Annotated in this window: 22 protein-coding genes; 10 read left to right on the forward strand and 12 right to left on the reverse strand. The window is 51.5% G+C overall.

From position 1 onward, the window contains the following. Positions 1–31: 31 nt before the first annotated feature. Positions 32–2,377 carry a penicillin-binding protein 1C gene (gene pbpC / locus I6L46_RS04110; RefSeq protein WP_254203153.1) on the forward strand — a complete coding sequence of 782 codons (2,346 nt, stop codon included), beginning with the start codon at positions 32–34 and terminating at the stop codon, positions 2,375–2,377. Positions 2,378–2,806: 429 nt separating this feature from the next. On the opposite strand, the gene I6L46_RS04115 is transcribed toward pbpC, so the two are convergent. Then, positions 2,807–3,772, reverse strand: a complete 966-nt coding sequence (locus I6L46_RS04115; RefSeq protein WP_216977456.1) for a hypothetical protein — start codon at positions 3,770–3,772, stop codon at positions 2,807–2,809. Positions 3,773–3,949: 177 nt separating this feature from the next. On the opposite strand from I6L46_RS04115, the gene thiI reads away from it, so the two are divergent. After that, positions 3,950–5,398: a tRNA uracil 4-sulfurtransferase ThiI gene (thiI, locus tag I6L46_RS04120; RefSeq protein ID WP_216977457.1), complete on the forward strand. Its 1,449-nt coding sequence runs from the start codon at positions 3,950–3,952 to the stop codon at positions 5,396–5,398. 76 nt (positions 5,399–5,474) lie between these two features. Here the strand turns inward: thiI and I6L46_RS04125 are convergent, their stop codons facing one another. Both I6L46_RS04125 and I6L46_RS04130 read right to left on the reverse strand, forming a co-directional pair. Beyond that, the gene (locus I6L46_RS04125) at positions 5,475–5,867 is read right to left on the reverse strand and encodes a hypothetical protein (protein ID WP_005333978.1); all 393 of its coding nucleotides are present in this window, start codon (positions 5,865–5,867) and stop codon (positions 5,475–5,477) included. A gap of 100 nt (positions 5,868–5,967) precedes the next feature. Then, positions 5,968–6,600 (reverse strand): trimeric intracellular cation channel family protein, encoded by a 633-nt coding sequence (locus I6L46_RS04130; RefSeq protein WP_005333975.1) that lies wholly within the window; start codon positions 6,598–6,600, stop codon positions 5,968–5,970. A 384-nt stretch (positions 6,601–6,984) separates the two neighbouring features. On the opposite strand from I6L46_RS04130, the gene I6L46_RS04135 reads away from it, so the two are divergent. From I6L46_RS04135 to I6L46_RS04170, 8 genes are all read left to right on the forward strand, one after another. Next, positions 6,985–7,845, forward strand: a complete 861-nt coding sequence (locus tag I6L46_RS04135; RefSeq protein ID WP_042053182.1) for a flagellin — start codon at positions 6,985–6,987, stop codon at positions 7,843–7,845. 690 nt (positions 7,846–8,535) lie between these two features. After that, positions 8,536–9,393: a flagellin gene (locus I6L46_RS04140; RefSeq protein ID WP_042053181.1), complete on the forward strand. Its 858-nt coding sequence runs from the start codon at positions 8,536–8,538 to the stop codon at positions 9,391–9,393. A 185-nt stretch (positions 9,394–9,578) separates the two neighbouring features. Then, entirely contained in the window at positions 9,579–10,445 is an 867-nt protein-coding gene (locus tag I6L46_RS04145; RefSeq protein ID WP_042053179.1) for a flagellin, read from the forward strand. Positions 10,446–10,473: 28 nt separating this feature from the next. Next, positions 10,474–10,944 (forward strand): flagellar protein FlaG, encoded by a 471-nt coding sequence (locus I6L46_RS04150; protein WP_080771377.1) that lies wholly within the window; start codon positions 10,474–10,476, stop codon positions 10,942–10,944. Between the two features lie 23 nt (positions 10,945–10,967). Continuing rightward, complete coding sequence (gene fliD / locus I6L46_RS04155; protein ID WP_254203125.1) at positions 10,968–12,383, forward strand: flagellar filament capping protein FliD; 1,416 nt, start codon at positions 10,968–10,970, stop codon at positions 12,381–12,383. 24 nt (positions 12,384–12,407) lie between these two features. Next, complete coding sequence (gene fliS / locus I6L46_RS04160; protein WP_216948398.1) at positions 12,408–12,830, forward strand: flagellar export chaperone FliS; 423 nt, start codon at positions 12,408–12,410, stop codon at positions 12,828–12,830. An 8-nt stretch (positions 12,831–12,838) separates the two neighbouring features. Beyond that, positions 12,839–13,141: a hypothetical protein gene (locus I6L46_RS04165; protein WP_042053173.1), complete on the forward strand. Its 303-nt coding sequence runs from the start codon at positions 12,839–12,841 to the stop codon at positions 13,139–13,141. A 28-nt stretch (positions 13,142–13,169) separates the two neighbouring features. Beyond that, positions 13,170–15,272 (forward strand): motility associated factor glycosyltransferase family protein, encoded by a 2,103-nt coding sequence (locus tag I6L46_RS04170; protein ID WP_216977458.1) that lies wholly within the window; start codon positions 13,170–13,172, stop codon positions 15,270–15,272. Between the two features lie 291 nt (positions 15,273–15,563). On the opposite strand, the gene I6L46_RS04175 is transcribed toward I6L46_RS04170, so the two are convergent. The 9 genes from I6L46_RS04175 to I6L46_RS04215 are packed head-to-tail and all read right to left on the reverse strand — an operon-like array spanning position 15,564 to position 24,301. Further along, positions 15,564–16,334: an oxidoreductase gene (locus I6L46_RS04175; RefSeq protein ID WP_074042646.1), complete on the reverse strand. Its 771-nt coding sequence runs from the start codon at positions 16,332–16,334 to the stop codon at positions 15,564–15,566. After that, positions 16,334–17,023, reverse strand: coding sequence for an acylneuraminate cytidylyltransferase family protein (locus I6L46_RS04180; protein ID WP_042053169.1), 690 nt, complete (start codon positions 17,021–17,023; stop codon positions 16,334–16,336). The genes I6L46_RS04175 and I6L46_RS04180 overlap by 1 nt, the downstream gene beginning before the upstream one ends. 23 nt (positions 17,024–17,046) lie before the next feature. Continuing rightward, on the reverse strand, positions 17,047–18,018 hold the full coding sequence (locus I6L46_RS04185; protein WP_042053167.1) for a Gfo/Idh/MocA family protein: 972 nt from the start codon (positions 18,016–18,018) through the stop codon (positions 17,047–17,049). Next, entirely contained in the window at positions 18,018–19,079 is a 1,062-nt protein-coding gene (locus I6L46_RS04190; protein WP_042053165.1) for a nucleotidyltransferase family protein, read from the reverse strand. Before I6L46_RS04190 ends, I6L46_RS04185 begins: the two co-directional genes overlap by 1 nt. A gap of 12 nt (positions 19,080–19,091) precedes the next feature. Continuing rightward, on the reverse strand, positions 19,092–19,733 hold the full coding sequence (locus I6L46_RS04195) for an acetyltransferase (RefSeq protein ID WP_042053163.1): 642 nt from the start codon (positions 19,731–19,733) through the stop codon (positions 19,092–19,094). After that, a complete protein-coding gene (gene neuB, locus I6L46_RS04200) occupies positions 19,726–20,799 on the reverse strand; it encodes an N-acetylneuraminate synthase (protein WP_216977459.1) in 1,074 nt (357 codons plus the stop codon). The genes I6L46_RS04195 and neuB overlap by 8 nt, the downstream gene beginning before the upstream one ends. Beyond that, entirely contained in the window at positions 20,796–21,956 is a 1,161-nt protein-coding gene (neuC, locus tag I6L46_RS04205; protein WP_216977460.1) for a UDP-N-acetylglucosamine 2-epimerase, read from the reverse strand. Before neuC ends, neuB begins: the two co-directional genes overlap by 4 nt. A 2-nt stretch (positions 21,957–21,958) precedes the next feature. Next, positions 21,959–23,101, reverse strand: coding sequence for a LegC family aminotransferase (locus I6L46_RS04210; protein WP_042053158.1), 1,143 nt, complete (start codon positions 23,099–23,101; stop codon positions 21,959–21,961). A 9-nt stretch (positions 23,102–23,110) separates the two neighbouring features. Continuing rightward, positions 23,111–24,301: a UDP-N-acetylglucosamine 4,6-dehydratase gene (locus tag I6L46_RS04215; protein WP_042053157.1), complete on the reverse strand. Its 1,191-nt coding sequence runs from the start codon at positions 24,299–24,301 to the stop codon at positions 23,111–23,113. Positions 24,302–24,319: the final 18 nt, after the last annotated feature.

Raw genomic sequence — 24,319 nt, forward strand, 5'->3', positions numbered from 1 at the left:
TCGCCCGCTCACTTTCTGGCAGCGTGGCTGGCTGAAATTGGGTCGCACTGGCCGCGCTGGCTGGCGCTGGCTTGGTCGTTTGCCACGCTGGCTGCGTGTCTCGGTGCTGGGAGTTGTCGCACTGCTGCTGTCATTGCTGGCGCTGGATCGTATTTTCCCACCGCCACCGCTCGACCCTGCCTACGCACGGGTGGTGCTCGACATGAAGGGGCGGCCGCTGCGCGCCTTTGCCGATACCAGCGGCGTGTGGCGCTACCCCGTGACCCTGGAGCAGGTCTCCCCCCGCTATATCGAGGCGTTGCTGGGTTACGAGGACCGCTACTTCTGGTGTCATCCCGGGGTTAATCCGGTGGCCATGGTGCGCGGGGTCTGGCAGTGGCTGCGCTATGGGCGGGCTGTGTCGGGCGGCTCGACCCTCACCATGCAGGTGGCGCGTTTTATCGAGCCCTACCACCGGAGCGTGCCCGGCAAGCTGCGCCAGATGGCCCGCGCGCTGCAGCTGGAGTGGCACTACGACAAACGCACCCTGCTCACCGTCTACCTCAACCGGGCACCGTTTGGCGGCAACCTGGAGGGGGTGCAGGCGGCAAGTTTTGCCTATCTCGGCAAGAGCGCGGCCAAGCTGACCTATGCCGAGGCGGCGCTGTTGGCGGTGCTGCCCCAGGCCCCCAGCCGCAATCGGCCGGACCGGCACCCCGAGCGGGCCCGCACCGCCCGTGACAAGGTAATGCAGCGGCTGGTGGCTCAGGGTGTCTGGCCCGAACAGGTGTGGTTGGAGGGACGTATCGAGCCGGTGCTGGCCCGCGGTCACTTCACGCCGATGGAGGCGCCGCTCTTTGCCCGCCTTGCCGCCGACCATCAGGCCGGGGCGCTGGTGCACACCACCATCGACGGCGATCTGCAGCGCTGGCTGGAGGGGCGGGTGGCGAGCTATATCCGCCGTTTCCCCGAGCAGACCTCCGCTGCCCTGCTGCTGGTAGACAACAAAACTATGGCGGTGCGCGCCTATGTGGGCAGCGCCGAGTATGGCAATTTGCGCCGCCACGGTTACCTCGACATGGTGCAGGCGATCCGCTCTCCCGGCTCCACCCTCAAGCCCTTCATCTACGGTCTGGCCATGGACGAAGGGTTGGTGCATTCGGCCTCCCTGCTCTCCGATGCGCCAAGGCTGGGCTCGGAGTATCGCCCCGCCAACTTTTCCGGTGCCTTTCAGGGGCCTGTGACCCTTGCGCAGGCGCTGCAGCAATCCCTCAACGTGCCGGCGGTGCAGGTGCTGGAGGCGCTCGGGCCCGACAAGCTGGTCAGCCGCCTCGACAATGCCGGGGTGCGGCTGGCGCTCTCCGACAAGCCCAACCCGGCCATTGCGCTGGGGGCTGCGGGTATTCGGCTTGAGCAGCTGGTGGCGCTCTACAGTGCGCTGACCCGGCAGGGGCAGGTGGCGATGCCGGTTTGGCTGGCGGGGCAGCAGGCGGTGTCGCGCCCCTTGCTGAGTCCGGGAGCGGCCTGGATCATCTGGCAAATATTGAGCGCGCAGGGGCGCGCCGATCAGCCCTTTGCTAGCGAGGCGACCGGCCGGGTCAACCGACTGGCCTGGAAGACCGGCACCAGCTATGGCTATCGCGACAGCTGGGCGATGGGAGTCTCCGGTCGCTGGACCATCGGCGTCTGGCTGGGGCGCCCCGACGGCACCCCCATGCCCGGTTTTTACGGCCAGAGCGCAGCGGTGCCGCTGCTGCTTTCGGTCTACTCGCGACTGGCTGACAACAGCCCTCTGCCGGCACAGCCCAACACGGTGAGCGAGGCCGAGATTTGCTGGCCGCTGGGGCGCAAGGCGAACGCGACCCTGCCTGAAGCCTGTTTGCAGCGCCAGAGCGCCTGGTTGCTGGAAGGGCGCGATCCTCCCACCTTGCCGGATCCCATGGACTGGCCCTCGCCGCTGCGGCAAGTTGCACTCACTGCCGAAGGCAAGCCGACGCTGACCCGTTGCCCCGATGCGGCACAATCCGGTTTTCGGGCACTCTGGCCGTTGTCGTTGGAGCCTTGGCGGTCCCCCGGCGAGCGGCGGCAGTCGCTGCTCGCCAGCAGTTGTGCAGGGGAGGGGCAGAGCGCCGAGCTGCAGGCCCCCATTCGCATCGTGGCGCTGGGGGAGGGCAACCTTATCCGCAGCCAGCGCTATCGGTTGCAGCCCAAGGTGCTGGGCGGTGTCGGCAAGCCGGCCTGGTTTCTCAACGGCCAGCGGCTGCGCTGGGATGGGGATCAGGTGCTGAGTGTGGCGGGGCGCTATCAGCTGGTGGTGGTGGATGAAGCGGGCAACAGCGATCGTATCGAGTTTCGCGTGGTGCATCCTGACGGTGATGCCAGCACCATCACCCGTTGAGCGTTTTGCCGACAACCATTGAGGTGAATGTGATTAACTATTTGAAATGCATCAATATTTGATTGGATGAATTAATTTGTGAATAATTACGAATTCATTCAAATCCAATCAGGAGTTCTCTTTTGTTGCGTGTTCTGTGTCCCTTGCTGGTGCTGATGAGTTCGGGTTGTGCCACAACCAGTAGTCATGGTGATCACCATGTTTCTCCTGAACGTACCGGGTTCTATTCACCTTTCGAACCTGCTTCCGAGAGTTTTGCGCGTTGCTATCAGAAACAGTTTGCCTGTACCCCTGCCAATATCCGCCGTGACAGGGCGATGGAGGCGCGCAGGCAGGCGCAAGAGCGGGCCAATCACCGGGGTGATGATTGGTAGGCCGCAGAAAACGAGAGGGGTTGGCAGATGCCAACCCCTTTTTCATTCCGCCAATTCAGCCCTGTTGGCGCAGATGACCGAGCCGGGTGAAGAAGTGCTGGCTCTTGCGCTGGTGAAAGTGGCTCTTCTTGATGGGATGGAAGATGAGGCGGCTTTCGGGATGGCTCGCTTTTAACGGGTGGAGCATGGCTACGGCGGGCAGGCTGGTGCTGACCAGGGTGGTGAGTGGCATGCTGAGGGTCTCGGGCCCGAGCAGTTGATTGAGCCCTTGCTGAGCCTGCTCAAAGCGGGTCAGGGCCGCCGGGTCGGCATAGCCGCTACCCAGCATGGTGAGCAGGTTGTCGATGGCCAGATGAAATTCGGCCAACTGCTGGCGAAAGCCGCTGCGCCCGCGCAGGGCAATCAGCTCTGCAAACGGAATGTCGGTCAGGTGAGTGGGCACTTGCAAAGGGATTTCGAGGTGGAAGCAATCCTGACCGCCGCGATTGTGGTAGCGGGATTCGAGCAGATGGAGCAGGCGGTCGAGATAGTCGTGATCGGTAATGAGCGCCCCGTCATTGGCGAGTGCCCACTCACGGGCGAGACGCATGGAGAGCAGATTGGCAAAGCGCCGCGCCATTCTGATCCCACCCTCATCCCGGGTCGCAAAGCCGTGAGTCAGGCAAAAGCCGTGCAGTCGCTCCAGTCCCGCCTGATCCGGGCAGAAGCAGTCGTGGTTGGCCTCCTGACGCCAGCGACCAATCAGCTCCTTGTTGCCAAACACCTTGTGGCGGACGAAATCGGGGGCCACCAGGCCGCTTATCTGGCTCTCCAATTGCGGGGTAATGGCGGCAAAAAAGGCTGCATCGGGCCGCTCGGCCAGCAGATCGGTCTGCTGTTGAAGGGTATCGAGCAGGGCGGTGAGACCGCTCTTTTCGCTGACGGTGAAGACAAAGGCAAGCCGCTCCAGATAGAGCAAGGCAAATTTGAGCCAGAGCTCGTCGCGTACCTCCATGCCGGGGTAGTAGATATAGGTCTTCATCGGATCAGTCTGTTGTCAAAAATCTGGCGAGGCGCAGGGTCGGGAATATACGCAAGATTGCGGTCGCGCGGCAAACATTGCGTAGGGGAATGTGAGCAAACGCTCATCCAGTAGGCGCTGGCCACAAAGTTCTGATATAATTCGCGCCCTTAAATCAAGGTCACCCGAGTCATTACCATGAAGTTCATTATCAAGCTGTTCCCGGAAATCACCATCAAGAGCAAGTCGGTTCGCCAGCGCTTTATCAAGATCCTGCAGGGCAATATCCGCAACGTCCTGCGCCGCTTCGACGACGATGCCCGCGTACGGATGGATTGGGACAAGCTGATTGTGAGCTCCCGCAATGACCAGTTCCGCGAGCAGGCAATCGAAGCCCTGGCCTGCATTCCCGGCATTCAGGCCTTCCTCGAGGTACAAGCCAGCAAGTTTACCGATCTGCACGACATCTTCGAGCAGGTGAAAGCCGTTTGGGGCGACCAGCTCAAGGGCAAAACCTTCTGCGTGCGCGCCAAGCGCCACGGCAAGCATGAGTTCTCCTCCCTTGAGGTTGAGCGCTATGTGGGGGGCGGTCTGAATCAGCACTGCGAAAGCAATGGTGTGCGCCTCAAGAACCCGGATGTGAAGATCAACCTCGAGATCGACGGGGAGGAGCTCTTTATTGTCAGCGCCATTCATCAGGGCCTGAGCGGCATGCCCATCGCGACCCAGGAAGATGTGCTGAGCCTGCTCTCCGGCGGTTTTGACTCCGGCGTTGCGTCGTTCCAGTTCATCAAGCGCGGCTGCCGGGTACACTACTGCTTCTTTAATCTGGGCGGTGCTGCCCACGAAATTGGCGTCAAGCAGGTGGCCTATCACCTGTGGAACCGCTTCGGTTCATCCCACCGGGTGCGTTTCACCGCTGTGGACTTCGAGCCGGTGGTCGCCGAGATCCTCGAGAAGATCGACAACGGTCAGATGGGCGTGGTGCTCAAGCGGATGATGATGCGTGCCGCAGCTAAGGTGGCTGACGAGTTCCAGATCCCGGCGCTGGTGACCGGTGAGTGTGTGGGTCAGGTATCCAGCCAGACCCTCACCAACCTGAACGTCATCGACCGGGTGACCGACAAGGTGATCCTGCGCCCGCTTATCACCTGGGACAAGCCGGACATCATCAGTGAAGCCCGACGCATCGGCACCCTGGAGTTCGCCGAGACCATGCCGGAGTACTGTGGTGTCATCTCCAAGAAGCCGACCGTGAAGGCCGATCTGACGCGCATTGAAGAGGAAGAGGGCAACTTCGACTTCGCCATTCTGGACAAGGTGGTGGCCGAGGCCCGTTACCTCGATATCCGTCGTATCGGTGAAGAGACCGCCGCTGAAGTGCAAGAGGTGGAAACCACCCAGGTGCTGGGCGCTGACGAGGTGATCCTGGATATCCGCTCTGCCGATGAACACGACGACAAGCCGCTGGTGGTAGAAGATCGTGAAGTGCTGCACATCCCCTTCTTCAAGCTGGCCACCGCCTTTGGCGATCTGCCCAAGGAGAAGACCTACCTGCTCTACTGCGATCGCGGCGTGATGAGCAAGCTGCAGGCGCTCTATCTGAAAGAGAAGGGCTTTGACAATGTCAAGGTGTACCGCCCGTAAGCGTGTTTTTTACCTTCAATAAAAAAATCCGGCCAATGTGCCGGATTTTTTTATTTCACAGAGTGAGCAATGACTATCAGGGACAGGGAACCGGAGTGAAGGAGTCTTGCCCCTGACAACGCCAGCCCATTTCCGCCTCCCGCATCTGCCACAGGTTGTTGCTGCGATAGAGGGTCAGGATGTAGATCATGTCGCTCTTGCTGCCGTCGAGGGCGACCGAGAGCACCAGATCATTGTCCAGTTGCTGGGCATGGATGCGGCTGGGCGTGTCACCATGACCGACGAATCGCAGAGCGACCTCACGGTAGTCATTAACCCAGTTTTGCTGTTGATGGCTTGCCTGGCGTATCTGCTGGTTGAACTGCTGCACCGGCGCCGAGGCCAGTCGTCCAAATACCACTTGTGCTTCGGCGTGGGCTGCCGTCACGTTCGCCAGGAGGAGGGTGGTAAGCATACCGATTTTGCGCATGAGAAGTTCCGGCTAACAACGACTGCTTCTATGACAACAGAAAAGCCTATTTGGTTCAACGCGCGGCCCACAGCGACATGATGACGCTGTGGGCCTGCTCTCAATTGCGTTGCAGGGAGAAGGTCGGTAGCGAAAGATGCCAGTAGATAGCCGCGACCCGCAGGCCAAACACGGCCGTCATGCAGATGAGCATGGCTGTGACCCTGTCCATGTTTGCCTCCAGCGCCAAGGTATAGAGAATGCCGCCGAGGATACAGGCGGTGGCATAGATCTCTTTTTGCAGCACCATGGGGACCTCCCGCGCCAGTACATCGCGGATCATGCCACCGGCTACCCCGGTCATGGTGCCCATGATCACGGCAATCAGCCCCGGGGTGCCGAAGTTGAGGGCCTTCTGGGCACCGATCACGGTAAAGAGGGCTAGCCCGAAGGCATCCGCCACCGGCAGTACATACCAGGGCATCCTGCGGGGCAGTTTGACCATCCACATACCGATCAGCGCCGTCGCGATGACCACCCAGATATAGAGCGGGTCGCGCACCCAGAATACGGGGGTGGCTCCCAGGATCATGTCACGGATGGTTCCGCCGCCGATGGCAGTGACCGCCGCCAAAACCATGACGCCAAACCCGTCCATTCTGAGTCGGCCAGCCACCAATACCCCTGAAAACGCGAATACCGCAGTACCAAACATGTCGCTGATGTAAACAATCTGCTCAACCAGTGTCTGCATGGAGAACAACTCACGCCAAATTGTTGATGGGGCCGCGATTTTAGGGGCTGGTGAGCCCAATCGCCAACAGTGCTCGACAAAATTGAGAGTCGGGACGGATTTTCTCTCGCGGCATGAACCGGGTGAGGCTCGTGCGTGCCCGTAGCTCTCCGCCGTTGGCGAGCTTTAGAAGGTTGAGTTCCATCACAGGTTTAGGACCGATTTTTTCCTTAAGTATCCCCCCGACCCGCCGATATATAAGGTAAGCGGCGTTAATGCGATGAAGCGTTGAAAAAAATGCTAAAGACATCCAAAAACGAGCCGTTAAATAAGACGCATCGGGCACAAACTAAAAAGAAAGCCTGAGCTAATAAAGAGCAAATTTAATCGCTTAGGAGAAATATCATGAGTATGTATGTAAATACCAACGTATCGAGCATCAACTCGCAGCGTAACCTCTATAACACCAACAAGGCTTTGGATACTGCGTATCAACGACTCTCCTCCGGCTTGCGAATTAATACAGCTAAGGACGATGCGGCTGGTCTGCAGATCTCCAATCGCTTGACCTCCCAGATCAACGGTTTGAACCAGGGTAACCGTAACGCCAATGACGGCATCTCGCTGGCCCAGACTGCTGAAGGGGCGATGGAAGAGATCACCGGCATGTTCCAGCGGATGCGGGTGCTGGCTGAGCAATCGGCAAACGGTTCAAACACCGCTGCTGACCGCACTGCCATCCAGCAGGAAGTGCGACAGCTGGCCACCGAAATCAACCGGATTGCCAAAGATACCACATTTGGTGGCACCAAGTTACTCGATGGTAACTATAAAGGTATCTTCCAGGTGGGGGCCGATGCCAAGCAAACTATCAGCTTTACGCTCTCTCAGACTGGCGGCTTTAGTATCTCGGGATTGGGTGCTGCTGCGGGTGTGAACACGATTTTTGGCACGGCTGCTGGATTGTCAGTGTCGAGCCAGAGTAACGCGCAAAGTGTGTTGGGGGCGGTGGACAAGATGATTGCCCGGGTGGATAGCAAACGTGCCGAGCTGGGTGCCATTCAAAACAGGATGGAGTCAACCATTCGCAACCAGGCCAATATTGCTGAAAACGTCAGTGCTGCCCGCTCCCGCATCAGAGATGCTGATTTTGCGCAAGAGACTGCCACGTTGACCCAGTACAACATTTTGCAACAGGCGGCATCAACTGTGCTGGGGCAGGCAAACCAGCGTCCCAATGGCGCACTTCAGTTGTTAAGAGGTTAATAAAAAAGAAAGGCGGTTGTTCAGGCCGCCTTTCGGTAGGACGCATCAGAGGGTGTTCGGGAAATCATGTCTCTGATAAGTCACAACACTGTAGTAAACTATTATGCTCAGCGAGCGCGGTTTGCAACTGCACAACCTGACTCGCCACATTCTCCTGAGCTAAAGCTCGTTGGCCGACCTTGAGTCGGCCTTTTTTATAGCACTGCTCATGCTTTTGTTGTCATAAAACACAAAGCATGAAACATGCCAGTTTGACGTTTTAGCTATGTTGGCGGTGGCTGGTGTGGATCTATCCGACGGTCTGACCATCAGTCAGGCAGATGCTGGTCTTGATAAGTCAATATATTGACGTCGAACAGGGGGTACCGAGGCGTGCGGTGACCCTGCTATCTCCTCTTCCCGCTTCATTATCTTTACATCCCTCCATGTTGACTGGAAGCCACAGGTCGGGGCGGCAATGTTTTGCCGCCAGCGGCAAAAAATCCTCAAGCTTGTTGCAACGCGGCCGTTAACCAGAGTAAGCAAAAGAAGGTGTTCGGGACTCCTGAATTTTGCGGTGTGGCGGTGGTTGTCTGTTCAAACAACTGCCGCTGGTCGAGAGTCGAAGGGCTTGTTCACCCCTTCACTCCCGGATTGCAACAGGGCTGATGTAAGCGAGGCCTGCAGTCTGTATCGAATGGGAGAAATATCATGTCGATGTTTATTAATACCAATGTGTCCTCGCTGAACTCTCAGCGGAACCTGATGAATACCAACAAGGCGTTGGATACCGCCTACCAACGCCTCTCCTCTGGCTTGCGGATCAACAGTGCCAAAGATGATGCGGCCGGTCTGCAGATCTCCAACCGTTTGACCTCCCAGATCAACGGTTTGAACCAGGGTAACCGTAACGCCAACGACGGTATCTCTCTGGCACAAACCGCTGAAGGGGCGATGGAAGAGATCACCGGTATGTTCCAGCGGATGCGGGTGCTGGCCGAGCAGTCAGCCAACGGCTCCAATACGACCGCTGACCGTGCTGCGCTGCAACAAGAAGTCAAACAGTTGGCAACAGAAATTAACCGGATTGCCAAAGATACGACCTTTGGCGGGACCAAGCTATTGGATGGCTCCTATAAAGGGGTTTTCCAGGTAGGGGCGGATGCCAAACAAACCATCAGTTTTTCATTGACTCAGGCCAATGGCTTCAATATCTCCGGTATTGCGGCCGCGGCCAGTGCAGGCGCTGCGTTTGCAACCTTGGCGGCGATAAATATTACTAGTCAATCCAATGCACAGAGTGTGCTCGGTGCAGTGGACAAGATGATTGCCGGGGTAGACCGGAAACGGGCTGAGCTGGGTGCAATCCAGAATCGGATGGAGTCTACCATTCGCAACCAGGCAAATATCGCCGAAAACCTCTCATCTGCCCGGTCTCGGGTACGTGATGCGGACTTTGCTGTAGAGACGGCTGCGCTCACCCAGTACAACATCTTGCAGCAGGCAGCCTCCACCGTATTGGCGCAGGCAAATCAGCGTCCTAACGGTGCGCTCTCACTGCTGCGTTAAAGGAGAGCGGCCAGTAAGGCCGTTCATCGGTTAGCACAATATTGGGTGTTCGGGACTCCTGATATGACGAGATGGCAGAGGGGGACAAACTCTCTGCCAAGAGAGTGTGATGAGGCGGTTCACCTTATCACACGAGGGGAAAGCGTGCGGTATGCCGTGGAGCCCTTATCGATAGGAGAGATATCATGTCGATGTTTATTAATACCAACGTCTCTTCGCTGAACTCTCAGCGAAATTTGATGAATACCAACAAGGCGTTGGATACCGCCTACCAACGCCTCTCCTCTGGCTTGCGGATCAACAGTGCCAAAGATGATGCGGCCGGTCTGCAGATCTCCAACCGTTTGACCTCCCAGATCAACGGTTTGAACCAGGGTAACCGTAACGCTAATGACGGTATCTCCCTGGCACAAACCGCTGAAGGGGCGATGGAAGAGATCACCGGTATGTTCCAGCGGATGCGAGTGTTGGCCGAGCAGTCAGCCAACGGCTCCAATACAAATGCTGATCGTTCTGCGCTGCAACAAGAAGTCAAGCAGTTGGCAACTGAAATTGATAGGATTGCCAAAGATACGACCTTTGGCGGGACCAAGCTATTGGATGGCACCTATAAAGGGGTTTTCCAGGTAGGGGCGGATGCCAAGCAAACGATCAGTTTTACATTATTTCAGGGTGGGGGATTTGGTATCTCCGGTATCGCGGCTGCAGCTGGATTTGCTGGTTCTAGAGGTGGATTTAGTACTGTAGCTTCGCTGTCTATTTCAACGCAAGACAAAGCTCAAAATGTGCTTGGTGCGGTGGACAAAATGATAGCCGGAGTAGACAGTAAACGGGCTGAGCTGGGTGCAATCCAGAATCGGATGGAGTCTACCATTCGCAACCAGGCAAATATCGCCGAAAACCTCTCATCTGCCCGGTCTCGGGTACGTGATGCGGACTTTGCTGTAGAGACGGCTGCGCTCACCCAGTACAACATCTTGCAGCAGGCTGCCTCCACCGTATTGGCGCAGGCAAACCAGCGACCTAATGGCGCGCTCTCGCTGCTGCGTTAATACTGACTATGGGTATTAGGAGGCTATTATGTCGACCGATTTAAATGTAGGCGTTAGCTCCTCTCCTGTTGTAGGGCGTAGTGATAACGGCAGCCGGGAGGCTGCTGTTTTTGCATCGACCAATCCGAAACCGGAGGGCAACGTGACTACACGACCCATAGGTGGGGCAGGATCAAATGATGCGGATTCAAAAGAGGCATCTCTGCGTGCTCTAAGTTCATCGATGAACGATTTAAGGCAGCAGAAGGCTGATTTGGAAAAACAGGTACAAGAATTGCAAGAGGCTGTTGCAACAAAGGGTTGGTACTTGAACATTAGTCAGGATAAAACAGCCGGTAAAACAGTGATTAAGTTGCATGACAAGGAAACTGGGGATCTGATCAGGCAAATACCAAGTGAGGAAATGTTAAGCATATCTCGGCGGTTCAAAGAGCTTGAGTTGTCCAAGAGAATTGATGGTGCTCAGCAAATAGGCCTCTTGTTTGATCAGTCAATCTGAACAGGTGGTAGCCTGATCTCATATTGGGAGATATTGAAATGGCGAGTATAAGCTCAGCAGGTGTAGGGTCCAATTTGCCACTTAATGATTTGATCCAGGCGGAGTTAAGTGCCAAAAAAACACAATTTGAAAGGCGTATTGTGGGCCGTGAAACTCGCCTGAATAGTAACCTTTCTGGTATAGGTCAACTCAAGTCGGCTATCAGCACCTTTAATGCTGCATTACAAAAACTGGCTAAACCAGCAGATTTTTCTGGTAATAAGGTGACGATTGGCCAGTCTGCAGATAATCAGCTACTGGCATTTACGGCAACTAATAAAGCTAATACTGGAAATTACAATATTGCAGTTAAGCAGCTTGCCACTGGCAGTTCTTTTATTTCGGCAGATAACGCATTCACATCTTCTTCCGATATTGCAACGTCATCTGCTGGTACATTGACATTTAGCGCAGGGGGTAAAACCCTTAATGTTGATTTGGCAGCTAATGACACCTTACTCGACATGCGTAATAAAATTAATAGTGCATCTAATAATTTTGGTGTCTCTGCGAACATTATAAATGTCGATGGTAAGTCACGACTTGTTATTGAGTCATCCGTGAGTGGTCAAGGTAATGATTTACAGGTGACGGCCAGTAATGCTGACTTACAGCGTTTTTCAACCAGTGATCCTGCATCTGTGATGGGAAGCCAAAAAAATGCAAAAGATGCAATAGTTGAAATCGACGGTCTGGAGGTTAATAGTGCTACGAATAAATTTGATAATGTGATCCAAGATACGTCGTTTACCGTGTTGCAATTGAGTGAAAAAGATGCGGCGAATAACTATAAAGCAACCAAGGTAACCGTAGAGCAGGATAAAGGGAAAACCAAGGAAAATATTGAGGCGTTTATTAAATCATATAACGCTTTGATGGATACCATGGATACTCTGGGTAAGCGACCAACGATAGTGGGTGGCGAGCGAGTGGGGGATTCAGGACCTCTAGCTGGTGATCAAACTCTCAATGGTGTTAAGAGTCTTTTGTTCAAAGAACTCTCATTATCTACCGTAGACAACGACTCACTTTTTAATGTCGGTATTAACATTGATAAAAAAGGTCGTTTGTCTATTGATAATGCAAAATTGACAAAAGTGATGGATGAAAATTTTGGTAAGCTGGAAAGTGTTTTTTCTGGTGAAACCGGGTTGGCGAAGAGACTTGATTCACAATTGAACGAATACACTAAATCTTCAGGCTCTCTTGATAAAAGACGTGATAGTCTTCAACAGGATGTCAGGTCAATTAAACAGGAACGTGTAGATTTTGATGCTTATCTTACTAAGTACGAAGAGGGGTTGCGCCAGAAGTATGCCCGCTTGGATGTATTGGTTGCTAGGATGAATTCATCTATGGGTAGCTTGACTACCTTGGTTAATATGAACAAGAAGTCCTGAACGGATAGTTTTTGAGAGGTTATCATGTACAACAAATCACTTGGCGTCTATAAGAAAAATTCACTTGAAGCTGAGCTGTCTGTTGCAGATCCACACAAGGTTATTCAGTTGTTAATGCAAGGTTTTTTAGAAAGAGTCGCTCAGGCTAAAGGTGCAATTGAGCGCAATGATTATCAGTTAAAAAGCGATCGTATTTCATCGGCAAATGCAATTTTAAATGGATTGAAAGATAGCCTTGATATGTCTCAAGGTGAAATATCAGAAAGATTATTCTCTCTTTATGAATATATGGGTGAACGTCTGCTGGATGCTAGCGTAAAAATGGAGGTATCACCTCTGGATGAGTCTATGAAACTTATGTTAATGATCAAAGAGTCTTGGGATAAGATACCAGATCAGGAAAAGCAAAAAGCGTATACTATGCGGCAATCACTTGGGGATTTATAGGTTTTATCGTGGCATATAAACAGTTGCTTGACGCGTTGCAGCGTAATACAGCGCACATATTAACATATGTGGAATCGGAAAGTTTTGATACCCTTGATGAACTATTTGATGAGAGAGAAGCAATCATCTTTTCTCTCTACTCTGCCAGTGGGTGGGAGGATCTTCATTTAGAACAGCTTGATAACATATTAAATACAAGTGTTATAGTACAAAATAAACTGGAAATGGCAAAGCAACTAGTGCAAAAAGAAGCCTTTTCTATCAGTAAAAAAAACAAAGCAATTAATCACTATAAAGCAAACGAAATTTAATTATAATCGCGTGGTGACAGGAGAGGATATGATTAAGCCTGAAGAGATACTAGCAAAAATAACACAAGATGCTGAGCGAATCATGCTTCAGGCTGAGCAAGAGAAAGCAATGGCTGAAGTTTTGCCTATTCGTTTCGAGCAAAATATGGTTGCATTCTCTAAATATATACCATCTATACACAAGGCTTTTTTAAATTATAAAGTACAAAGAGAATTTAGATTTTTCTGCACTGAAAATGGAATTCCTAATCTAGCGTGGATAGATGAAAATGTAGCTATTTATGGCGATGATCCATATTCTCAATGCCAGCAACAAATAAAGCATATGATGTCCTCTAGTGCTAGTGGTGGTATTCGTTTTGGAACAGAGAAAAATTTTTTCAATCAAATTCACATTGATTATTTGAATCAACTTGCTGAACTTTTGGCAAAGAAAAGAAATGAATACAGTCCCCTTCAGCAAGTCCCTGAATCAATGCCATTCATGATGATGTTTGGTGTAGGTTTAGGATATCAGCTAGGTTATTTATACGAAACCTGCAAGGTTGCCAACTTGTTTGTTTTTGAACCTGATCTAGATCTGTTTTATGCTTCGCTCTATGCCTTTGATTGGGTATCTTTACTTGATTACATTATGGCGGAGAATCTCAGGATCCATATTTTTTTAGGGCAAGATAAAGATAACTTGATGAATGATGCACTACATGCTATTCACAAAGCAGGACCATTTATTGCTGCGGCCCCTGTCGGACTGGTGCACTACCCATCAGAAATTATTGAACATCTTGTTGCTAAAATGAAAAAAGAGTTCTTTCTTTTTACTATGGGCTGGGGATTTTTCGACGACAATATGTTAGCTCTTTCGCATAGCGTTGAAAATATTTCAAAAGGCATTCCATTTTTAGTTAAAGGTAAGAGTCTGCCTGATAAATATAACACTGTGCCAGTATTTATTATAGGTAATGGGCCATCGTTAGATGCCACCATCCCATATATTAAAGAAAATAAAAATAAAGCCATATTAATATCATGTGGTAGCAGTATTTCAGCGCTGCACAAAGAAGGGATTAAACCTGATATATATGTCACCATAGAAAGAACGAAAGCGGTACCAGATTTCATCGCATTGATTAATGATGAAGATTACCTTAAAGATATATTGTATATAAGTACTGATCTCACCCACCCTGATTGCCACCAGTTTTTTAGACGTAGCCTTTTAGCATTCAAGCCTAACGAGCCAATGCTATCTCTTGCTAGTATTAATTTCGAAGAGGTTCAAGGGTTTGATTACTTTAGTCATGTTAACCCTTTGGTTGGAAATACGGGGATTTCAGTCGCGGCCCGCTTGGGATTCAAAGAAATATACCTTTTTGGCATCGATAATGGTCATTATGACAGTGAGCATCATCATTCTAGGTTAAGCTCTTATTATGATGATAATGGCGCCCCAATTGCGGCATTACAACGTCTTGCGACAGCAGGATCTGATCAGGTCATTCCTGGCAATTTTGGTGGGGAAGTTATCTCTAGCAAAATGTTTGTCACTTCAATCAGAGTCATGGAGCGGCTTATAAGGGAATACTCTGGCACCAACTTTTTTAATACTTCCCATGGGGCAAAAATAGAAGGAGCCGAGGCTTTAGATATCAAAGAAAGTCAGTTTAGTGATCTCCCTGTTTCTTTTAATAAGATTGATATTATTGAGTTCATTGCGAATGAGGTCTTCAAGCCACTTAATATTGATCGTTCCAGGGTGGCTTCGGCTCTTGATACCGATTATTTTAACTTCTTTATCGACAAGGTCCTCTTGGAGTGGAAAGAGCCTTTGCTATCACGTGCTGACGTTGTCAATCGCATGATGAGACAATTTGAGTATTTATTGGTGATAGAGAACAGTAGACAATGTCATATCTCCAGAGTTCTAATCGGTACATTCAATTATTTATTTAGTTTCCTCATCACTTTTTGCCATGCTTTCGCGGATGAAGAGGAGACGCTGGAGGCAGTAAGTGATGCGCTTGAAATATTTAATGCTTATCTATTAAAAGCCAAAGAATTATACCCTCAGGCGCTTGATAGTCCTGACAAAGTGGATTGTGAAATTATTAGTTTATACCGTAGTAATTGATTATAAGCCCAAGTGTTACTTGGGCTTTATATTATCATATTTACGTGACTCAATCAGTTATCACAATGCTTTTCGTATTGTATTTTGGCATATCAGAAACAGGATTACCCATAGTTAGTCGTTGCCACAAAACCTGAGCAGCGACCAAACTTGGGGGGATTGAGGTATGGATAAATAAAATAGATGTAGCCATGATGACCTACCTGAAATAGAATAATGGTTCAGAATGGCTGCTCATCGTCAAGCAAAAATACTAAATACAGCTGCGAAATGACGGTGGAGTGTGTCTTATTATAAAGAAAAACCGTCATCCACGACAATATTTTGTCCGGTCACATATCTGGATTGATCTGATAATAGAAACATAACGCTACCTACAACATCTGAAACATCAAGCATTCCCTTTCCACATGTCTGTTTTTTATAGGCTTGACAAAAAACTTCAGATTGATTATCAAGTAATCCCCCCGGACTGATCAAATTAATTCTGAAACGGCTGTCATTCACATATGTGACAACATATTTACTCAAGTGCTGTATTGCAGATTTTATTGCCGCATACTCCACAGGCATTGTCATTTTTGTATTGTTGTAAATGTCAAATTTAGGTGCAACAACACCATATATGGAGGACATATTGACTAATGAAAACGCAGTTTCATGTGTTTTGAAGTACGCGGCACATTGTTGAGTAAATAAAAAAGCACTACCCAGATGAAGAGATATATTTTCATTAAAACTAGAAAGCGATACATCAAAAAAATGTGCGCCATAGGTTTTATTTCTCGGGTAGGTGGCATTGACTGCACCATCAAGATGTTCTTGTCGTGCAAAAAATGTCTTGAGGCTTCCCTCGCAGGTTACATCCAGCGATATCAACGTCAGATTATCGTCTGCAATGTCTACACCCTGAGTGGCAAGACGCTGGGCCATGGCATCGACATTGATATCTGCTGCAATAACCTTGCCCCCTTGGGCAAGAATGGATGGGACCAAATGAGATCCCAGCAAGCCACCTGCACCTGCGACCAAGAAACACTTATATTTTAACAAACTGTCCATTATTTCCGCACTCCTATAATAGCCTCTGCCAGTTTAAAGTCGTAAATGTCGTCAATATCGACTGCGCGTTCTTTCGGCACTTCGATACTGGTGACTTTTCCCGAGAACAGCCCACAGTGTGCCAGCACAAAGGCTGGTGTCGTTGCATATACCACGGTTGTGATATCAAAAACCTGGGGTGAATCCTGGCGTCGAGCAACATTGCCCGCCGGTTTATTGACCAACTCGACCCGGCCATCCACCGTTTTCTTTACCATGTTGAAATAGGGACTGCGATTAGCTGGCGTGACGGAGATACAGATATCGGCATTTTGCTCACAACGTTTGGCAATGGCCGCTTCAACATCACTCACACTGCGCAGCGGGCTGGTTGCCGGCAAGCTGATGAAACCATCGAATGCTCCATAATGCGCGGTGGCCCATTCAATGGCATGTTGCCAGGAAAGCCACTCCGGACTGCTATCTGTCGCCAATTCGGATGGACGCTCGATAACCACCGCACCGGATGAGATTGCAACGTTAGCAATGGCAGCATCATCCGTAGAAACAAACACCTGGCTAATCGAAGGTGATGCCAGAGCCGTATCTATGGAATATTGCAACAAGGGTTTTCCCGCTAATGGGCGAATGTTTTTACCTGGCAACCCTTTTGAACCACCACGAGCGAAAATAAACGCGAAATTTTTCATCTGATTCAAGTTCCGGTTACCTGTTATCGATAATGAGAGTACGCTTTGACTTCTTTAATCAGTGTAACCGTTTGTGTAGCCTCCTCAATTGAGGCACCATTATTCTTTTTCCCCTGAATAAGATTGACAAAGTCGGAAATCATAGCGAGATACATCTGGTTTTTATCCCAAGCGGGATCACAGTAGATGATCTCAATACCGTTGGCCGAGCTCAATGTGACTGAGTTGTGAATCAGGTCCCACTCCAACGTACCTTCACTGCCAATCACTCGGCATTTGCGATGCGCTTTTCGTTGGAGAAAATCCAGATGAACCGTGGCAATGGCACCCGTTGTGTCGCCAAGTATGATATCGGCCATGTCCTCAACCGACAGGCCAAGCTCTTCGGAAGAAGACAAATTTGCGTATTTTACTTGAAGCGGTCCAAGCAGCCACTGGATATAATCAAATTCATGGCTGAGCTCCAGTAACACCCCGCCACCCAATTCTGCTCGTGCGGAGACACTGTGGCGATAATCTATGTTGGGACGCCAGTCCGGCAAATATTGACCGACCTCGACATGAGCATAGTAGCAACGCCCTACTTTTTTCTGATCAAATAGATTTTTCATAGTGAATGCTGACGGCAAATATCGAAGACAGTATCCGACCGCAACAGCAGTATTATGCTCACGACTTGCAGTTTGGATCGCCTTACAATCGGAAAGTGATACAGCGAGGGGCTTTTCAATTAAGACTGGAATACCGGCCTTTATTAGAGGGATTGCATGAACTGCATGCAATGTCGCAGGGGATGCGATGATCGCGAGTTCGATCCGATGCTGAATCAGCTCCTCTACTGAATAAACAAACACATCGCAATCACTGACCTCACTTGCGGCCACCTGACCACTGGCTGACATTGCATAGATGGAAGCAAAAGGATAGAGATACTTAAGATTATGTCTATGGCGAATAGATATATTACCCAGGCCAATCACAGCGATACGTTCCATTATGAGCGGAATCCTAGTGTAGAAATATCTGACTGGGCCCTGTTAAAATCCTCCATTCGTCCAATATCTAACCAATATTCATGAAGGGGAAACATTGATATACGTTTTTTTTCTTGCATATGTTTCTCAAGAAGGGTCGGCATATCAATACGTTCTCCTTTGATCACTGACTGCGCTATATATGAATTAACAACATAGATACCTGCATTAACAAAAAAATGATGTACGGGTTTTTCAACCATGCTGGTAATGTTATTTCCTTCTCCCGTTATCACGCCATAAGGAATTTGATAATTATACTCACGAACACACATTGTGGCATCTGAACCATTCTGAGTATGAAAATCTAGCAAACTGTTGAAGTCCACAGTTGTTAACACATCCCCATTTATCATGATCAGTGGTAGCGGAGGCAGATTGGCAGGCAATAAACCTAATGCGCCCCCTGTTCCAAGTGGATGTTGTTCATGAATATATTTAATATTTGCACCCCAAGCAGAACCATCACCAAAATAATCAGTGATAAGTTCAGGCATGTAATGAGTAGAAATATAGATGTTTTTGAACCCTGCTTTGATAAATTGATTAAGCAGGGTCTCTAAAATCGGTTTATCACCGACTTTTAGCATAGGCTTCGGGCAGGTATCTGTAAGTGGTTTAAGTCGAGTCCCAAACCCGCCAGCCATGATCAAAACAGGATTATCATATGTTGGTTGACTGGTTGCTTTTTCCCACGTTTCAAGTCCGATCAACTTGCCAGCGTCATCAACTACAGGCAGGGAAAGAATGCTGTGCTCGCGCATAGTCTCCAGCAGCTGCGCACGGGTCAGTTTGGCCGAGACTGTGATGGGGGTGGAGTTCATCACCGCCGTGACGCTTTGCGTCAGGGAGACATTGTTCAGGATGGCGCGGCGAACATCGCCATCTGTCACGACGCCCAGCAAGTGCCGTAAGTCATCCACCACCAGACAAACCCGCAGCGCTTCTGCATTGATGACTGCCAAGGCATCACGCACCGAATGTTCAGGTGACAGCACTACTTTTTCCCAATTTTTGCTCATCCTATCCATCCTTTACTGCTTGATAGACACCACGCTGCCCCGGGCAACGTATGCAATCTGCTTTTCTCCGAGAGGGCGCGTCAGTGTAGCGCCAGCCCCGATCACTGCATCAGAGCCAATTGATATGCCCTGGATCACGACAGATCCCGTACCGATATGGACTCTCTCACCCGTCACCACACCGCCGGATAACACCGCACCTGGTGCGACGTGGTTGTCATCACCCAGATGGCAGTCGTGATCCACGATGGCACCGCTATTGATGATGCTGTTGGCACCTATTTGGGTACCAGTTTGAATGATGGCTCCCGCCATGACCTGGACCCCCTCTTCCAGCACGGCGTAATCAGAGACCATGGCCTTAGTGCTGACTACGCTTGCAAAGCGGTAACCAAGAGCGCGATAACGGGCAAACAACTCTGCCCGCAACGGGTTGCCCGGCAGGGAGCCGATACCATTGACTAGCTCCACCTCATCCGGGAGATGGGTCAGTATCTCCTCATCATGCCAGAGGGGAATACCTGCCAGCGCGGCACGCGGTGCATCAGCTATGGGGGCAACCAGCGCGAGGGGAACCACTCCCTGGCTGCGCAGCATGTCGACCAGCACCGAGGCATGTCCGCCTGCCCCGAGGACAATGACCGGTTTATTCACGGATCAGTTCACCTGACTGATAAGCCTGTTTCGCAGGTTGTCCCAGAAGTTGCCAGTAGGCATAGGGGCTCATGCCGTCACCCGGACGCTTGATGGCGAGGTTGTCGGCACAGAGGATGGCGCCCTCCTCAATGTCGCAGGCAGCCACCAGGCTCTTGCGAGCGATCTCCTTGTTCTTGATCTCGCTCGGGCGAGGCCCTTTGATGCCGTCTCCCAGTGCCAGCTCCACATCGCGGATCCCTTTCACCATGGCGGCCAGTTCATCGGGTTCAAGAGAAGCCTTGTGATCAGGCCCTTCCATGTTGCGATCCAGCGTGAAGTGCTTCTCGATGAGGCAGGCTCCACGGGCGACTGCCGCCACCGGGATGGTGATGCCCTGGCTGTGATCCGAATAACCGACCGGCAACCGGAAGGCGTGCGACAGGGTATCCATGGCTTTGAGGTTGATATCCACCATGGGCGCCGGATACTCGGTCGTGCAATGCAGCAGGGTCACCTTGTTGGCAAGAGCGGCCTGACCAGCCTCGCTGGCATAGGCAGCCATGAAGGCGGCCTCACCGGGCTGCGCATCCTGCGGCGCGGTCAATCCGAAGGCTATCACCCCCAGGGCCGCCTCCACTTCTGCCAACGTGGCCATACCGGTCGAGACGATCAACTCGCAACCGGTGCGAGCATGGGCCAGTACGAAAGGCGCATTGGTCAGTTCCCCGGACGGGATCTTGAGGGTCTGCAACTTCAACCGGTTCACCAGAAAGTCCAGGCTCTCGGTATCGAAGGCGGTAGACAGAAACGTCATACCGAGAGACTCGCAATGGGCGATCAGACGAAGATGGGCATCGAACGAAAGCTCAAGGCGGGAGAGCATGGCAATCTGGCTCTCTTCCTTGCCGGTGTTAGCGGTTTGATAAGCTGCCTGCTTGGCCTGGCGGGTCACCAGATTGACCGCCTTGAAGGTCTGAAACTTGACGACATCGACGCCTGCCCGGTGGGCTGTATCGATCAGTGCCACGGCGAGTGCTTCGTCGCCATTATGGTTGACGCCGGCTTCGGCGATTATGCGGATCATGGCGACGGACTCCTGTCGAGATCATGGAACTGTTTGAGGGTGGCGGGGGCAAAATGCTTCAGGCGTGCCACGATTTGGCCGCTGGCGTCCCCTGCACCATAAGGATTGACATAAGCATCCGGGCCCATAGGCTGCAAGGCCTTGGCAATGCATTGCGTAATGGCCTCAGCCTTCGCGTCGCAATGAAGCACACTCTTCGCTACCAAGCGCCCTTGTTGGCGTTGGCCGATATTGATGGTCGGGACACCCAGAGAAGGCACTTCAATGATGCCGCTCGACGAGTTGCCGATCACGGCGGCACAGTGTTTCACCGCGCTCAGGTAACGTCTGTAACCCAAAGACGGGATGGCCAGCACGCGTGCAGGATTGGCTGCCGCATACTGCTCAAGCAATGGAATGATGGCTCGACCACCGTCATCTGCATTCGGGTACGTCAGGATGACCTGATGGTCTGGATAGTTATCCAACGCCGCCAGCAAGGCACTGAAACTCTCTCTGGCCGGTTCATCGGCCAGAGTCACGGGGTGATAGGTCACCACGAAGAACGGTGAGTCCAACGTAAACCCAAGAGAGGATTGCAGCTCGTCCATGGACAGCAGTGGTGTCTTGATGATGTGGTCCAGACCGACGGCGCCTACATTGAACACCCGCTCAGGTGCTTCACCCAGCTGGATGACGCGCTGTCGATAGGGCTCGGCAGCCGTGAAATGCAGGTAGCTCAACTTGGTAATGGCATGGCGGATGGCGTCATCATAGGCTCCTTCGGTTATCTCACCACCATGAAGGTGAGCAACAGGTATGCGTTGCAACATGGCCGCCTGGGCGGCCGCCAGCGCTTCAAAGCGATCCCCCAGGATCACCAGCACATCCGGCTGCTGACGCGCAAGCGCATCTGCCAGCCCGAGCAAGGCCACGCCCATGCTTTTGACCACACCCACAGAGGTATCGGAGGAGAGCAGCATCTCGATGCGCTCATCGATCTTGAAGCCATCCTGCTCTATCTGCTGATAGGTCAGGCCGAACTCGGGGGACAAGTGCGTACCCGAGACGATCAGCTTTAGCTCGAGGTCGGGATCCGCGGCAATGTCTTTCATCAACCAATAGAGCAGCCCGTATTCGGCGCGAGTACCGGTAAAGACGGCAATGGTGTTGGCCATGTTCAGACCTCGACAGGCGAGCTGGGCAGGTTAATAAGATGGGCTTCCAGCCACTCGGCATTGCTCAATTCTCCACGCAAGGCATGAGAGAACATGGGCAGGCGATGCATCAGTTTCCATACAGGCCGGGTCATGACATCAGCCTTGTTCAGCTCGGTCAGCAACGTATCCCGCTGGGTTTGATCTTCACAGACAATCGCATTGAGCCAGTAGTTGGAGCGTCCATAAGAAGGCTCGGTCACAAACTTGCATGCCTGTCCCTTGAAGAACTCCGCATAGTGCATGGCAAGCACCCGCTTTTGCGCCAGGAATTGCGGCAGGGCTTCCATCTGGGCACATCCGAGGGCCGCATTCAGATTGGGCATCCGGTAGTTAAAACCGGGTTCATCATGATAGAACTCGAACGGATGGGGCACCTTGGCGGTGGTGGTAATGTGCTTGGTGCGCGCCCCCTGTTCGGCATTCTGGCAGAGCACCATGCCACCACCCCCCGTGGTGATGATCTTGTTGCCATTGAAACTCAGGGCGGAAAACGCACTCAGCGTTCCCGTGTGTTGGCCTTTGTAGTAGGAACCCAGGCTCTCGGCAGCATCTTCCACCAGGGCGATGCCCCAGGCCTCGCATACGGCCAGCAGTTCATCGAGTTCAACCGGATGACCAAAAGTGTGCATGGGCACGACGGCTTTGAGGCGGCGTCCGCTTGCCTTGTGAATGGCACCTGTCTCGGTGCGAGACGCATGCTCTTCCAGCCAGTTGGCCAGGGCAACGGGGCAGAGCCCTAGACTCTGGCGTGATACATCAACGAACACGGGTTCTGCGCCCATGTGATAGACGGCATTGCAGGTTGCCACAAAGGTCAGGGGCTGGGTGATCACCAGATCGCTGCTCTGCACACCTGCCATGTAGAGCGCGATATGTAGCGCCGCCGTGCCATTCATGGTGGCAACGGCACGGGCTGAACCGGTAAAGGTGGCTATTTGTTGCTCGAACTGCTCAACATAGGCACCGACACTGGAAACGAAGGTGCTTTCAAGGGTATCGAGCACATATTGACGCTCATTGCCGGCGAAGGTCGGGGCGTGAAGAGGGATGAAGTCATCGGTTTTATAGGTATCACGAATAAAACGTATCAATTGAGTATGCATACCGACTCCTTACATCTTGCCGTCGAGATACTTGCCCGTTTCTTTGTGAGCAAAATCCGGGATCATGGCGAAGAACAACTCGACGATCTCTTTCTTGTCCCAGGCGCGTTTTGTTTTCATGGCTGCAATGGTCTGCTCGAAATAGTTGAGCAGATCATTCTGATATGAGGGTTCATTCTTGATGATGCCCAGGTTCTCGAACCGGGCCATATCCAGCACTTCCTTGTCGGTGAAGAACTCTTCGAAGTCTTTTTCACCCGTGGTGTCACTCTCGGTAAAGAGGCAGGGCCACATCCCCTGCTCAGGCAGGCTCGCCATCAAGGCCCTGGCTTCATCCTCGTCCTTGCACAGATACGGCTTGTAACCATGCTGCTCCAGATACTTCACGGCAATTTCGGCGAAGGTAATCAGGTGGAGGGATTCGCTGAGCTTGGGGAAAAAGATATCCCTGTTCTCACCAAAGATGCAGGACATCAGGCACAGCTCACCGGACTCCTGGGGGGTCACGAAGTAGCGTTTGATGTCGCTGGGGGCGACGATGGGCTGACGCTTTTGCAAACGCTGGTTGAAGCCATGCAGCAAGGAACCATCGGAGAAGGCCACGTTGGCAAAGCGCGCGGTTGAAATGGCAATCTGTTCGCTGCGGCGCATCAGGAACATCTCCATGATGCGCTTGGACGCCCCCATCATGTTAACTGGATTGGCTGCTTTGTCAGTCGAGACACAGAAGTATTTTTTGACACCAGCAGAGATAGCTTGAACAATTGTTTTGTCGGTATTAAAAACGTTCACATCAATCATCCGCATTAATGTGAACGGGTCTTTTTCACTACGCACGTGCTTTAAAGCAGAAAGATTTAGAACATAATCATAAGCACCATCAGATTCAATGAATGCATCATATTCAATAGAACCAATATCTAGTGCGAATGTTTTAAAGTCACCATTAATATAGCCATAGCTGCTTCTAATATCTCGCACTAGTTCTACTAAATTATTTTCACTGATATCGACAACATGCAACGTTACCGGATTTCTTTTAAAAATTTCTTTGGTAACTGCTTGGCCAATCGAACCCGCACCACCAAGCACTAAGAATCGTGACTTGGCAACAACATCATTTAACGTATGCTGACATTCAGCAACATCTTGCTCAAAAAGTGATGCTGAGCGACCTAGTAGTGCCAGAGAAGATATCATTTGATCTCCCGAATCAAA

The sequence above is a fragment of the Aeromonas sp. FDAARGOS 1416 genome (genome assembly GCF_019048085.1).
Lineage (GTDB): Bacteria > Pseudomonadota > Gammaproteobacteria > Enterobacterales > Aeromonadaceae > Aeromonas > Aeromonas veronii.

Coding starts and splice junctions, on each gene's coding strand:
- I6L46_RS04135 (WP_042053182.1), top strand. CDS start 6,985: ATGAGTATGTATGTAAATACCAACGTATCGAGCATCAACTCGCAGCGT.
- fliS (WP_216948398.1), top strand. CDS start 12,408: ATGTACAACAAATCACTTGGCGTCTATAAGAAAAATTCACTTGAAGCT.
- I6L46_RS04150 (WP_080771377.1), top strand. CDS start 10,474: ATGTCGACCGATTTAAATGTAGGCGTTAGCTCCTCTCCTGTTGTAGGG.
- I6L46_RS04115 (WP_216977456.1), bottom strand. CDS start 3,772: ATGAAGACCTATATCTACTACCCCGGCATGGAGGTACGCGACGAGCTC.
- neuB (WP_216977459.1), bottom strand. CDS start 20,799: ATGATCCGCATAATCGCCGAAGCCGGCGTCAACCATAATGGCGACGAA.
- I6L46_RS04145 (WP_042053179.1), top strand. CDS start 9,579: ATGTCGATGTTTATTAATACCAACGTCTCTTCGCTGAACTCTCAGCGA.
- I6L46_RS04215 (WP_042053157.1), bottom strand. CDS start 24,301: ATGATATCTTCTCTGGCACTACTAGGTCGCTCAGCATCACTTTTTGAG.
- I6L46_RS04125 (WP_005333978.1), bottom strand. CDS start 5,867: ATGCGCAAAATCGGTATGCTTACCACCCTCCTCCTGGCGAACGTGACG.
- thiI (WP_216977457.1), top strand. CDS start 3,950: ATGAAGTTCATTATCAAGCTGTTCCCGGAAATCACCATCAAGAGCAAG.
- neuC (WP_216977460.1), bottom strand. CDS start 21,956: ATGGCCAACACCATTGCCGTCTTTACCGGTACTCGCGCCGAATACGGG.
- I6L46_RS04185 (WP_042053167.1), bottom strand. CDS start 18,018: ATGGAACGTATCGCTGTGATTGGCCTGGGTAATATATCTATTCGCCAT.
- I6L46_RS04180 (WP_042053169.1), bottom strand. CDS start 17,023: ATGAAAAATTTCGCGTTTATTTTCGCTCGTGGTGGTTCAAAAGGGTTG.
- I6L46_RS04140 (WP_042053181.1), top strand. CDS start 8,536: ATGTCGATGTTTATTAATACCAATGTGTCCTCGCTGAACTCTCAGCGG.
- I6L46_RS04130 (WP_005333975.1), bottom strand. CDS start 6,600: ATGCAGACACTGGTTGAGCAGATTGTTTACATCAGCGACATGTTTGGT.
- I6L46_RS04175 (WP_074042646.1), bottom strand. CDS start 16,334: ATGGACAGTTTGTTAAAATATAAGTGTTTCTTGGTCGCAGGTGCAGGT.
- I6L46_RS04190 (WP_042053165.1), bottom strand. CDS start 19,079: ATGAGCAAAAATTGGGAAAAAGTAGTGCTGTCACCTGAACATTCGGTG.
- I6L46_RS04170 (WP_216977458.1), top strand. CDS start 13,170: ATGATTAAGCCTGAAGAGATACTAGCAAAAATAACACAAGATGCTGAG.
- I6L46_RS04210 (WP_042053158.1), bottom strand. CDS start 23,101: ATGCATACTCAATTGATACGTTTTATTCGTGATACCTATAAAACCGAT.